Genomic DNA, 12,730 nt, shown 5'->3' on the forward strand with positions numbered 1-12,730 from the left:
CGAGCCTGCCCGATCGGCGCGGCGGTTCCCCGCCGGCGCCACGACGGAGTGCGCGGCCGGCTGGTTCCCCGGCCCGGAACTACGCGTCAGCGCCCACCGTCGGGGTCCCGTCGGGGGCCAGCGCCCAGTGGCTGAGCCGGGTCAGGCCACCCTGCTCCATGGTGCGGCGCAGTGCCGCGGGCGGCTCGACCACCTCCAGCTCGCCGCCGAAGCGCTTCTGCTTGCGGGCCAGGTGCAGCAGCAGCTCCAGCCCCGCGGTGTCCATCGCGGTGACCCCGCTGAGGTCGACCCGGGCCGGCCAGTCGGTCGGGCGGACGCGCAGCCGGAACTCGCGGACGACGTCCTTGGTGACGGCGCCGGTGAACCGCAGCTGACGCACCGGCCCCTCCACCGCCTCGATGCTGGCGGGCACGTCGTCCCGCGCGGCATCGGGGCTGCTGACCATGGTGCCGAGGTGCCCTCGGCCGGCCGCCGGGAAACGCCCTCGGCCGTGTCCTGCCGCTCAGCCGGGCGGCAGCACGCCGGGGCTGCCGCCCGGCCGCGGTCGCGCGTCGTGCGGGAGGCTGGCCGGGTGGACACCTACACGCACGGGCACGCGGAGCCGGTGCTGCAGTCGCACCGCTGGCGGACGGCGGAGAACTCGGCGGGGTACCTCCTGCCGTCGCTGCGCCCGGGGCTCGACGTCCTCGACGTGGGCTGCGGCCCGGGCACCATCACCGTCGACCTGGCCCGGCGGGTAGCGCCCGGCCGGGTCCTCGGGCTGGACGTGTCGCCGGCGCCGCTGGACGAGGCCCGCGCACTGGCGGCCCGGGGCGGGGTGACCGTCGAGTTCGCGGTGGGCGACGTCTACGCGCTCGAGGCCGCCGACGACTCCGTCGACGTCGTGCACGCCCACCAGGTGCTGCAGCACCTCACCGATCCGGTCGCGGCGCTGCGCGAGATGGCCCGGGTCTGCCGCCCCGGCGGGGTGCTCGCCGTCCGCGACGTCGACTACGCCGCGACCACCTGGTTCCCCGCCGACTCCGGGCTCGACCGCTGGCTGAACCTGTACTCCCGGGTGGCCCGGCACAACGACGCCGAGCCCGACGCCGGCCGCCGGTTGCTCTCCTGGGCGCACGCCGCCGGGCTGCGCGACACCGTGGCCACCACGACGGCCTGGTGCTTCGCCACCCCGGCCGAGCGCCAGTGGTGGGGGAACTCGTGGGCCGGCCGCGCCACCGCGTCGGCGTTCGCCGAGCAGGCGGTGGCCTACGGCCTGGCGACGCCGGCCGAGCTGGCGGACGTGGCCGCCGCGTGGCTGCGCTGGGCGGCCGCCGACGACGGCTGGCTCGGCATGCTGCACGGAGAACTGCTCATCCACGTCTGACCCCGGGCGGCAGCAATGGCCATCTCTGCCGCCCGGAGCAGGGGATCAGGCCGGGGATCAGGCCGGGGGAGTGGGCCAGACCGGCCGCGGGAACCGCTCGTGGGCGTCGAGCGCCAAGAGCGAGCGGCGGGTGCCGACCGTCACCGCGCCGAGGGCGAAGAACCCCTCGTCGTCGGCGATATCCGAGGTGCGCAGCAGCGTGGTGAGCCGGGCGAGCGCGGCCATCGCGTCGGCGATGGCGGCGTCCCGGTCGTCGGGCGCCTCCATGGCGGCGTGGTACGGGATGCGGACGACGCGGGCCAGCCCGTCGAGGGTGTCGGCGAGCACCCAGCCGGTGGCGCCGTCCACCCGGTCCAGGCCCCGCCGGTGCGGCTGGAACTCGACCACCAGGGTGGTGAGGTCGTCGACCAGGACGGCGACCCGGTCCAGCGCGCGCGACTGCTCGCGGATGCTGCCGGCGATGCCCTGCCAGCGGTGTGCCCGCGGGTTCGCCCGCCGGGCCCGTTCGACCTGGGTCTCGGCCCGGCGCATCGCCTCCAGCGCAGCGTCGAGCGCGGTTCCCCGGCGCTCCCACTCCCGGGGTTCGGGCACGCCGCCCGCGCGCAGTCCGGCGGCGATCTCCGCGAGGTGGGTGGACAGCAGCAAGCGGGTGTCGGCGATCCTCGTCACCGCCGTGGTGAGCTGCAGCGGCGGGAACAGCACGGCGGTGACCAGCACTCCCACGGCCGCCCCGAGCAGGGTCAGGCCGGCGTACCGCAGGACATAGGGGCCCGGCTCACCGGCACCGACGGTGATCATCAGCACCGCCGCGAAGCTCACCCAGCTGGCCTGCTCCCGCAACAGCCGCCGCCACTGCTCCACCGCGATCGACAGGGCCACGATCAGGGCGATCGTGAGGGCGGCGGGCACCGCCAGGGTCAGCTGGTACACCCCGTAGGCCAGCGCGAAGCCCATCAGCATCGCCAGCACCGACCGCCAGGCCGCGCTGGCCGAGTCGGCGACGGTGGGGTGCACCGCGATCACCGCGCCCAGCGGGGCGTAGAACGCGTACTCCGACAGCATCGGCGGCAGCAGCACCGCGATCTGCCAGGCCAGCCCGGCGGCCAGCGCCGCCCGAATCCCGCGTTGCACCCAGGGCTGCTGTAGTCGCGCGATCACCCACCCCACCCGTCCAGCATGCGGCCCGCGGCCCCGCCGGCGGCACCGGGGGCACCGTGACGTTCCTCGCCGGGTCGACCCGGGTGGCCGACCGGTAAGCCGGGTCACGCCCCGGCTTACCGGTCGGCCGGGCGGCTCAGCCCTGGCGGGCGGCGTTGGCCTTCACGGCGGTGCTCACGTACTGCGCCAGGCCGGGCGCGATCTGCTCGTAGTACGCGGTGAACCGCTCGTCCGCCACGTACATCCGGCCCAGCCCCGCGTGCATCTCCGGGGAGCAGTCGTAGAAGTTCCGGCTGATCTGCTGCCGGTGCTCCTCGGCCAGGCCCATCGCGGTCGCCGAGTCGGCCGGCACCCCACCGGCCAGGGCGGCGGCGAACCGGCGCTCGACGTCGTCCCCCTCGGCCTTGACCCGCAGCCAGTCCTCCTTGGACATCGCTGCCGTCCGCCGCTGGGACTGGCTCCAGGCCTCGGTGTCGCCCCACTTCTCCTCGGCCTCGGCCGCGTACTCCTCGGGCAGCCAGTCGCCGAACACCTCGAACCGTTCCTCCGGGGTCAGGGAGATCCCCATCTGCCGTGCCTCCATCTCCTTCTCGACGGCCGCGACCATCGCCTGGGTGCGCTCGAGCCGGTCCCGCAGCAGCCGCGGGAGGACCCGCCTGCCCCCCCACGCCTCGCGAGCTCGGCGCGGGCCCCTGCAGGCAGGCCACACAGACATGCTGTCCGCCGGTGCAACGAAAGGACCGGCCTGCCCCCCGCACCTCGCAAGCTCGGCGCGGGCCCCTGCAGGCGGGCCGCAAGTACAACAGCATCCGTGAGCAGCAGCACGTTCTTTTGGCCCCGCTGCAGGGGCCCGCCGCGAGCGTGCGAGCGGTGGGGGGCAGCGGGGTCCTTCGAGTAGTGGTGCAGCGTGCGCACCGTGACGCCGGCCAGCCGGGCCAGCTCGCCCACCGTCCAGCTCATGACCCCTCCTCTCCGTGTGTTCCGGACAGGGCAGAGCAGACAGCCTGACGTCGCGTCAGGGTCAAGCCCGTTCCAGGATCCGCCTCAGACCAGCCGGCGGCGGGCCCACTTCACCCGGTACATCGCCTGGTCGGCGGCGGTGAGCAGCGCCTCGGGGGCCGAGTCGGGCGTCGAGAGGGCGACCCCGACGCTGATCCCCACCCGGTGCACCCGGCCGGCGCCGGAGGGCAGTGGGGTCTCCATCGCCGCGACCACCCGGTCGGCGACGGCCTGGGCGGCCGCGCGGTCCTCGATGCCGGGGCACAGCAGCACGAACTCGTCGCCGCCGATCCGGGCGACCGTGTCCCCCGGACGGACCGCGGCGGACAGCCGGCCGGCGGCCCCGGTCAGGACGGCGTCCCCGGCGGCGTGCCCCCACCCGTCGTTGACGGCCTTGAAGCCGTCGAGGTCGCAGTACAGGACGGCGAGCGGGGCGCCGTCCCGGCCGGCCGCGGACAGCGCCAGGTCCAGCCGGTCGACCAGCAGGCTGCGGTTGGGCAGTCCGGTGAGCGGGTCGTGCAGGGCCGCGGTGCGCAGCCGGTCCTCCAGCTCGCGCTGGGCGGTGACGTCGGACATCACGATCACGGCCCCCAGCCGGCTGCCGTCCGGGCCGCGGACCGCCGCACCGTTGCAGGAGACCACCCGGGCAGCCGAGCCGTCCGGGACGATGCTGATCTCTACGTCCTCCAGCCGCCCCTCGCGGAACAGCCGGGTGAGCGGCACCTCCCCGGGGGCCAGCAGCCGGGTGGCGTCCGCCGTCCGCAGGGTGAAGTGCTGGGCGAACTCCTCCGGAAGCAGGGTCGGGTCGCTGTCGGTGCCGTGCCACAGCCGGCTGACCCGGTTGAAGACGGTCACCCGACCGGAGGGGTCGGCCGCCACGACGGCCACCGGCAGGGCGTCGAGGAGCGCCTCGTCGAAGGCGCGGGCACTGGTCAGCGCGGCATGGGCGGCGGCGAGCTCGTCGTGCGCGGCGGTCGCCTCGGCGTGCGCGGCCGAGCTGGCCCGGGCCAGCTCGGTGGTGCGCCGGCTCTGCCGGCGGCGCTCGAGCAGCGCGACGACCACCGTGCCGAGGTCGCGCAGCCGGTCCAGCTGGTCGGCCGACAGCGCCCGGACCTCGCGGTCCTGCACGCACAGCGTGCCGACGACGCCGCCGTCGAGCTGCAGCGGCACCATCGCGTACCCGCGCACCTCGTCGCGGCGGCCATCCACCCACGGGCTGTCGCTGAACCGGTCGTCGGTGCTCAGGTCGGCGGAGGCGAACACGCTGCCGGCCTCCAGGGCGCGGGTGCACAGCGACTCGTTCCGCGGGGTGACCCGGCGCGGGAAGCCGACGCTGGCCAGCTGCGCCTGACGGTGGGTGTCCAGCACGTTCACGGTGGCCATCGCCATGCCCGTGACGGCCGCGGCGATCCGGACGATGGCGTCGAGCTCGGCGTCCTCGGGCACGTCGAGCAGGTCGACGGCGGACACCTCGGGCGTGGACACGGGCACGGCGGGACGGGCGGGCGTCAGTCGGTGCGGCCGGCGGCCAGCCGGTCGGCACGGACCCGGGCCATCGCCTGATCGGCGGCAGCGAGCAGGGACGCCGGCGTGGAATCCCGGCCGGACAGGGCCGCCCCCACGCTGATCCGCACGGGTGCGGCGACGTCGGGATCGGGGCGCAGCGGCTCGTCGAACGAGGCGGCCACCCGCTCCGCGATGCCCTCGGCGTCCTCGGGGACGACGATCCCCGGGCACAGCAGGACGAAGGTCTGGGTGCCGACCCGGGCGACCAGGTCGCCCTGGCGGACGGCGGCCACCAGCCGGCCGGCGACCTCACCGCGGGCGGTGTCGGCCACCGTCGGGCCGTGCCGGTGCTCGAGGCTGGCCAGGCCGTCCAGGTCGCAGGAGAGCACGGCCAGGCGCCCGGAGCCGGGGCCGGCCGCGGCCAGCGACAGCTCGAGCCGGTCGACCAGCAGGCTGCGCACGGGCAGGCCGGTGAGCGGGTCGCGGATCGTGCGGCTGCGCAGCCGGGAGGCGAACTCCCGCTGCGCGGCGACGACCGCCGCCGTCTGCACCAGGAGGTCCTGCGACTGCTCCAGCCGGACCGCGTCCATGACCCACTCCCGTCCCGGGGCCGGCTGTCGGCCCCCGCTCAGGACGTCGACCGTCCGCCGGGCCGTCTTGAGGACGGCGGGGCGGGATCTGCCCCCTCCGGGTCAGGCCGTGAGCGTGCGGACGGTCTCGACGATCGCGATGACGGCGAAGACCAGGAACAGCACGGCTGCCACCCGGCGGATCATCGCCACCGGCAGCCGGTCGGCCAGCCTCCTGCCCAGGAAGGCGGCCAGGCCGGAGACGACCAGCAGCGCGGCCCAGGCGCCGAGGAAGACCGACACCGGCTCGTCGTAGCGGGCGGCCAGGCCGGCGGTGGCCAGCTGGGACAGATCGCCCCACTCGGCCGCAAAGAGCACCCCGAAGGAGATGGCGGCGGCGCGGAGGAACGAGGTGTTCTCCCGGGTCTGCGCGGTGGCATCCTCGTCGGGGGCGCTGGTCGCGCTGCGCCACAGCAGGACGGCGCCGACCAGGAACAGCACCGCGACCACTCCGGTGACGAGGGCCTCGGGCAGCAGCGAGAGCAGGCTGCCGGCCGTGACGGCGATGGCGACCTGCAGGCCGAATGCGGTGCCGACGCCGACGAACACCGGCAGGGCCGGGAAGCGGGTGGCCAGCACCAGCGTCGCGAACAGCGTCTTGTCGGGGAGTTCGACCGGCAGGACCAGCACGAACGCGGCCAGGATGACCGAGGGGACCACGCCTGCTCTTCTCTGCTCACACGACCGGGCCAGGGCTGCTGCCCCTCTCGCCGGACGAGGGTAGGCGACGGCGCCGGCGGGATCAGGCCCCGGGCTCGACGGGGTGCGCGCGCTCGGCGGCGGCGGTCGCGGCGCGCAGCACCTCCTTGACCGGCAGGGCCAGTGCCCCGGCGAGCGCGGCGACGTCGTCGAACTCGACGCTCACGTTCACCACCCGGCCGGCCGACCGGGCCACCTTCACCCCGACCTCCCCGCCCAGCACCGGAACGTGGCCCTGGGTGCGGTCCAGGGCCAGCTTGGACACCGCGGAACGGCGGAGCCCGATGGTGGAGCTCGCCGACAGCACCACCTGCTGCACGGCGGCCAGCCGCGCCGGGGCGCAGAGCACCGACAGGGTGTGCGCAGGCCGGCCCTTCTTCATCAGGATCGGGGTCAGCCAGGCGTCGGCGGCACCGGCGGCGAGCAGGTCGGTGAGCACCCCGGGCCACAGCCGCGGGTCCAGGTCGTCGACGTTCGCCTCCAGCACCAGGTCGCCGCCGCCGGGTTCGCCGGCGGCGGCGTCGGCGGGCTCACCGAGGACGAGCCGGACCAGGTTGGGGTGCTCGACGGGGTCGCGGCCGCCGGCGCCGCTGCCGACCCGCTGCACCCGCATCGGCGGCAGCGTCGTCCACTGCTGGACCCGGGCGGCCAGCAGCGCCGCGCCCGTGGGCGTGCAGGTCTCCGCCGGCACCGGCCCGGCGACGACGGGCACGCCGGCGAGGAGCTCGAGGACGGCGGGCCCGGGGACCGGGACGACGCCGTGCGCGCCGCGGGCCGAGCCGCTGCCCAGCGCCACCGGTGAGGCCGACAGCCGGGCGAGCGCGAGGTGCTCGAACCCGGCGACCACGCCGACGACGTCGGCCAGCGCGTCGAGGGCGCCGACCTCGTGGAAGTGCACCTCGGCGGGTGGAACCCGGTGCACCCGCCCCTCGGCCGCGGCCAGCCGCCCGAAGACGGCCAGCGCGCCGTCCCGGACGGCCGGGGGCAGCGCGGCGGTGGCGAGCAGGCCGCGGACGTCGGCCCAGGTGCGGTGCACGTCGCTGGCCGGTGCGTGCACGTGCACCCGGGTGGCACCCAGCCCGTGCCGGGTGACCGGCTCCGCGGTGAGCGTCACCGGCTCCACCGGCAGCGCGGCGACGGCCGCGGACAGCACCCTGAGCGGTACCCCGGCGTCCACGAGCGCCCCGAGCAGCATGTCGCCGCTCGCGCCGGCGGAGCAGTCCAACCACCCGATGGTCATGCCGTGATCATCGATGACACTGTCGTCCTCCGGACGACACCGCGGCCACGTGCCGTTCCCGGCTGGCGTGGAGCCGTTGACCGTGTCCCCGTCGGGGAGCCTCCGGCCCCCGCGACGAGGCCACTCCGGCCAGGAGCCGTCCCCCGGTCCGGCTGGACCGTCACCGCATCCCCGTGTGGCTCGGTCCGGAAGTCGGGTCCGTCGCGACGACCGAGCACCCGGCCCGCTGCGCGGTCCGCATCATCAACCCCGGCTACTCCGCCGCGCGATCCTTGCCGCGAAGACCCCGGCCGACCAGCCGTTGTCGATGTTGCTGACCACGACGCCGGGGGCGGCGGAGTTCAGCATGGTCAGCAGCGCGCCGAAGCCGCCGAAGGAGTTCGGCTGCCCGGCCGAGGTGGGAACGGCGACGATCGGGACCTCGGTGAGGCCGCTGACCACGCCGGCGAGCGCGGCATCCAGCCCGGCGACGACGACCAGGCAGTCGACCTCGGTGAGCAGCGACGAGTCGGTGAGCAGCGGGCGCAGGCGGCTGCCCCCGACGTCGTCGACCCGGACGACCGCGGTACCGGTGACCCGGGCGACGAAGGCGGCCTCGGCCGCGATCGGGGTGTCGCCGCTGCTGGCGCACAGCACGCCGACCCGGCCCACCGGCTCGGGCAGCGGGCCGACGGCGCAGGACATCGCGGCGTGGTCCATCGTCGTGTACGCGTCGTGCTCGCTGGCCAGGGCGACCAAGGTGTCGGCGTCGGCCCGGACCACCAGGGCGGCGCGGTCGGGGAACTCGCGGCGGGCCGCACGCACCAGGGCCAGCACCTGCTCGGTGCTGCGGCCGGTGCCCCAGATGATGTCCGGGCCGACCGGCACGGCCGGCTCGCGGGACGGCGCGGCCGCGGTGCCGGCGACCGGCGCCGGCGGCGCGGCCGGGGAGATGGTGCGGGTTCCGGTGGCGCGCGGGCCGCCGCCGAACAGCTCGTCCAGCGGGCTGCGCGGGCGGGCCGGCGCCTCGTCGGCCGGGGGCTCGACGAGCAGCGGGGCGAACCCGCCCGCGGCGTCGGCGAGGTCGTCGGCGTCGTCGTCGGCCCGGTATCCGGGGTCGTCCTCCAGCGGTCGGGCGCTCACGTCGCCGACCCTAACCGCCGGCCCGGCCGTGCCGGGGACGTCGGCGGAGGCCGTGTCGGCAGGCGCCGGCCCGCTCGCGGCGGGCGTGTCACCGGGCGTGTCGTCGGGCGTGTCCCCGGTGCCGAGGGCGCCGTCGTCGGCGAGCGTCTGGGTCACCCCGGACAGCCGGACCACGCGGTCGCGGCCGCCGCGCTTGGCCTCGTAGAGCACGCCGTCAGCGGCGGCGAACAGGGTGCGGCGGTCGTCGCCGCGGGCCGCGGAGGCGACGCCCACGCTGATCGTGACCGGCACGTCGACGCCGAGGGAGGACCAGTCGTGCACCGCGATCGAGCGGCGGATGCGCTCCATCGCCCGCTCGCCCTGCTCGGCGGTGGTGTCGGGGAGCAGGATGACGAACTCGTCGCCGGCCCAGCGGCACACCTCGTCGGTGTCGCGGCACCCGTCGACCAGCAGCTGGCCGACGGCCCGCAGCACCGCGTCACCGCCCGGGTGGCCGGCGGCGTCGTTGATCGACTTGAACCGGTCGATGTCGACGACGGCCAGCGCCGGCACGCTGCCCGCGGTGAGCAGCCCGTCCAGCCGGGCCTCGGCGTACCGCCGGTTGGGGAGGTGCGTGAGCGGGTCCTCGTAGGCCTGCCGGCGCAGCTGCCCGGCGGCCCGCTCGGTCTCCAGCAGGCTCTTGCGGCGGCCGAAGAGCTCCACCCAGCGGGTGCGTCGCTCATCGACCCGGTCGAGCTCGTCGGCGAGGTAGGCCTGCAGGTACGGCAGCGCCCGGGCGGCGTCGTCCAGCTCGGCGTGCAGCGTGCACAGCTCCCGCAGCGCGGCCCGCCGCAGCCGGGGCAGGCCCTGCTCGGTGGCCAGCGCCAGCGCCGCCGCGAGGTGGTCGTCGGCCGCGCGACGGTCGTCGGACCGGCGCAGCGCACGGCCCAGCCCGAGCTGGGCCGAGGCGGTCAGCTCGGCCTCGTCGGCGGCCTCCGTGGCGGGTACGGCCGACCGCAGCAGCGTGACGGCGGCCTCGTGCTCGCCCAGGCCGGCCAGCGCCCAGCCGTGCACGACCTGCGCCTCCAGCACCCCCGGGTCGTCGGTGGGCAGCCGGCCCAGCGCCCGGACGGTGAGCTCGCGGGCCTCGGCGAACCGGGGCGCCGCCGCCTCCGGGGCGTCCTCGTCGAGCAGGCCCTCACCGACCTCGGCGCACAGCGCGGCGAGCCGGGTGGCGGCCTCGGCGGCGACCGCGGATGCCGTCCGCCCGTCCGGACGCGGCTCGCCGGGAGTTTGCTGGGCGGCCAGCTCGGCGGTGTCGGCCGCGCGACGCTGGTAGTCCAGGGCGAGCGGCATGAGCTCGAGGTCGGCCAGCACGCCGGCCAGTGAGCACAGCGTGTGCACCAGCAGCGGGGTCGGGGGGAGGCCCGGGTCGAGCAGGCTGGCCGCCTCGACCGCTTCGTCCATCGCGGCGTCGACCCGGCGGGAGAGCAGCTCGATGCGGGCGTGCCGGGCCAGGCCGGCGGCACGCTGGAGATCGTCGTCCTGGGCGTCGAAGGCCGCCCGCGCCGACCGCACCAGGGCGATCGCCAGCGCGGCGTGCGTCGCGGACTCGGCGCGGCCGTCGGTGGCCGGCGCCGGGGTGGGTGTGGCCGTCGCTGGGTCGTGCAGCCCGGCGACGCCGGTGTGCAGATCCAGGGCGGCATCCTGCTCGGGGCCGCCCTCGACGAGCGGGTCGCCGACCAGCGACCAGCCGGCCCGCCGCAGCCGGCGGACCAGCAGCTCGGCGTGCAGCGTGTCGGCCCAGGCCCGGGCCAGTGGCGGCAGCGGCGGGGTGCCGGGCTCGGTGGCCGGCACCGCGAGCGCGCCGTCGATCTCGGCGAGCAGCGCCTCGGCGGTGTCCAGCTGCCCGTTGGCCAGCGCCGAGGTCACCTGCTGGTGCAGGACTCCGGGTGGCACGAGCGCACTGTGCCTGGTGCCGGCCCGGGAGTCACGCACCTGCGCCCTGCTGGCACGTCGCGCGCGGCCCGGGCTGCCGGCCGGGCCGCGGGGGCCCCGCGAGGCGCGCAGGTTCATTGCCCCTCCTCGCTGGCGCTCGTCGGGCAGCTTCGCCCGGTTGCTGTGCTCCTGCGTGAGCTCGCGAGCTCGCTCACGAGGCCACCTCGCCGTCGTCGAACGCCCAGCCCGGCGGCCGGGCGGCCTGGCTGCCGAGGACCTCGGCGACCAGGTCGTCCACGGAGGCGGTCATCGGCAGCGGGCGGCCGGCGGGCTGGGTGCCGGCCTGGCCGGCGGTCGTCGCGCGCACCCGGTTGCGCCCGCTGCGCTTGGCGCCGAACAGGTGCAGGTCGGCGGAGTCGAACAGGGCCCGCCACGAGTGCGGGCCGCCGACCCGGTCGGGGGCGGCGGTCGCGACCCCGATGCTGACCGTGATCGGCCGGTGCACCGGCAGCGCGGCCCAGTCGGCGTCGGCGACGGCGGTGCGCAGCCGCTCCATGGCGACCACGGCCTGTGGCTCGGCGGTCGCGGGCAGCAGCACGACGAACTCGTCACCGGCCCAGCGGTACACCTCGTCACCGGTGCGGCTGTGCACCCGCAACAGCTCGGCGATCCGGCGCAGCACCGCGTCCCCGTGCACGTGGGAGCTGGCGTCGTTGACGGCCTTGAACCCGTCGACGTCGACCACGGCCAGCGAGACCGGGCCGGCCTCGAAGTCGAGCTCGGCCATCCGCCGCTCGGCGTTGCGCCGGTTGCCCAGCCCGGTCAGGGCGTCCTCCATCGCGTGCCGGCGGAGGACGGCGGTCTGTCGCTGCGCCTCTCGCAGCCGGCTGCGGCGCACGAACATCTCGGCCCAGAGCTCGCGCCCGCGGAGGTGGGCGCGGGTGGTCTCGGCGCGGTAGGCCTCCAGCCAGTGCAGGGCCTCGGCGCTGTGGCCCAGCGTGGCCGATGCCTGGCCGAGCTCCAGCAGGCACTGGCGGTACCGCCGCCGGTCGCCGGCGGCGGCGAACGCGCCGGCCGCGTCCACCAGCAGGTCGATGGCCTCCTCGCCGGGCCCGGTCGGTGCCGGCGCGGGAACCGGCTGGGCGGCGGACGTGCCGGTGACCGCCGCGGCCGCGTCGCGCTCGCCGAGGGAGAACAGCAACCGGGCGAGCACCAGGTCGGCGTGGCCGAGCAGGTGCAGGCCGCCGCCGTCGCCCTCGATCCGTCCGCGCACCCGGCGCAGCGGGGTCAGCGCCTCGTCCAGCTGCCCGGCGAGCGTCATCGCCCAGGCGGTCACCACCGCGAGCAGGTCCTCCTCGGGCTCCGGTGCGCTCCAGGGGAGTTCCCGGGCGGAGGTGGCGCAGCCCAGCGCCACCGCGGCCAGCTCGCGGGAGCGGGGGAGGTCGCCACGCCGGTGCACGGTCTGGGCCAGCTCCGCGTGCTGCTGGGCGCTCAGCCGCAGCAGGCGCCAGCGGTCGGCGACGTCGGGCAGCGCGTCGGCGACCCGGGAGCCGCGCAACGCCTGGGCGGCGGCGAGCTCCTCGAGGTCGAGCAGGGTGAGCGCCCGGGAGAGCCAGTAGTGGGCCTGGTGCAGCGCGCGGCTGGGCTCGCCGGTGCCGGCCTGGTCGGCGAGCAGGCTGGCGTCGACGGCCAGGTGCAGGGCCGCGTCGAGGCGGTCGGCGGCCACCTCGACGTGCGCCAGGTAGGCCAGGGTGAGCGCGCGCTCGGCCGTCGGCGGGCAGCGTTCCAGGTCGGCGCGGGCGGCGGCGACGTCGGCGGCAGCAGCGTCCAGGTCGCCGCCGTCCAGCTGCGTGCGGGCGGCGAAGGCACCGGCCCAGGCGTCCCAGCACGGCGAGCCGGCGGTGCGGAACGCACCCTCGACCGCGGCGAACTCGGTGCCGAAGGCCCCGGCGTCCCCTGCGTCGCTGACGGCGAGCAGGCGCCAGCGGGCCGCCTCGAGCTGCTGCTCGTCGACGGCCTCGGGCCCGGGGGTCACGGATTCCTCCAGTCAACTGACGGTTGACGCAGCAGCTGCGCAACCGGCCGGTGACGAGG

General features: G+C 76.6%; 10 protein-coding genes. 1 reads left to right on the forward strand and 9 read right to left on the reverse strand.

Annotation, left to right across the window (positions count from 1 at the left end):
* Positions 1-79 precede the first annotated feature (79 nt).
* On the reverse strand, positions 80-445 hold the full coding sequence (locus ACYVG5_RS08800; protein WP_222048984.1) for an STAS domain-containing protein: 366 nt from the start codon (positions 443-445) through the stop codon (positions 80-82).
* A 126-nt stretch (positions 446-571) separates the two neighbouring features.
* On the opposite strand from ACYVG5_RS08800, the gene ACYVG5_RS08805 reads away from it, so the two are divergent.
* A complete protein-coding gene (locus ACYVG5_RS08805) occupies positions 572-1,366 on the forward strand; it encodes a methyltransferase domain-containing protein (protein WP_222048983.1) in 795 nt (264 codons plus the stop codon).
* Positions 1,367-1,423: 57 nt separating this feature from the next.
* Here the strand turns inward: ACYVG5_RS08805 and ACYVG5_RS08810 are convergent, their stop codons facing one another.
* The 8 genes from ACYVG5_RS08810 to ACYVG5_RS08845 all read right to left on the reverse strand — a co-directional run bounded on the left by ACYVG5_RS08810 (position 1,424) and on the right by ACYVG5_RS08845 (position 12,671).
* Complete coding sequence (locus ACYVG5_RS08810; protein WP_460683102.1) at positions 1,424-2,497, reverse strand: FUSC family protein; 1,074 nt, start codon at positions 2,495-2,497, stop codon at positions 1,424-1,426.
* A gap of 163 nt (positions 2,498-2,660) precedes the next feature.
* Positions 2,661-3,131, reverse strand: a complete 471-nt coding sequence (locus ACYVG5_RS08815; protein ID WP_460683103.1) for a TipAS antibiotic-recognition domain-containing protein — start codon at positions 3,129-3,131, stop codon at positions 2,661-2,663.
* A 437-nt stretch (positions 3,132-3,568) separates the two neighbouring features.
* Positions 3,569-5,014: a diguanylate cyclase domain-containing protein gene (locus ACYVG5_RS08820; RefSeq protein WP_222048981.1), complete on the reverse strand. Its 1,446-nt coding sequence runs from the start codon at positions 5,012-5,014 to the stop codon at positions 3,569-3,571.
* Positions 5,015-5,031: 17 nt separating this feature from the next.
* Entirely contained in the window at positions 5,032-5,619 is a 588-nt protein-coding gene (locus tag ACYVG5_RS08825; protein ID WP_222048980.1) for a GGDEF domain-containing protein, read from the reverse strand.
* A 102-nt stretch (positions 5,620-5,721) separates the two neighbouring features.
* Positions 5,722-6,318 carry a TMEM165/GDT1 family protein gene (locus tag ACYVG5_RS08830; RefSeq protein ID WP_222048979.1) on the reverse strand — a complete coding sequence of 199 codons (597 nt, stop codon included), beginning with the start codon at positions 6,316-6,318 and terminating at the stop codon, positions 5,722-5,724.
* Between the two features lie 82 nt (positions 6,319-6,400).
* Positions 6,401-7,597 carry a nickel pincer cofactor biosynthesis protein LarC gene (gene larC, locus ACYVG5_RS08835; RefSeq protein WP_222048978.1) on the reverse strand — a complete coding sequence of 399 codons (1,197 nt, stop codon included), beginning with the start codon at positions 7,595-7,597 and terminating at the stop codon, positions 6,401-6,403.
* A gap of 243 nt (positions 7,598-7,840) precedes the next feature.
* On the reverse strand, positions 7,841-10,657 hold the full coding sequence (locus ACYVG5_RS08840; RefSeq protein WP_460683104.1) for a diguanylate cyclase domain-containing protein: 2,817 nt from the start codon (positions 10,655-10,657) through the stop codon (positions 7,841-7,843).
* Positions 10,658-10,847: 190 nt separating this feature from the next.
* The gene (locus ACYVG5_RS08845) at positions 10,848-12,671 is read right to left on the reverse strand and encodes a diguanylate cyclase (protein ID WP_222048976.1); all 1,824 of its coding nucleotides are present in this window, start codon (positions 12,669-12,671) and stop codon (positions 10,848-10,850) included.
* Positions 12,672-12,730: the final 59 nt, after the last annotated feature.

It is taken from the genome of Modestobacter lapidis (assembly GCF_054780755.1).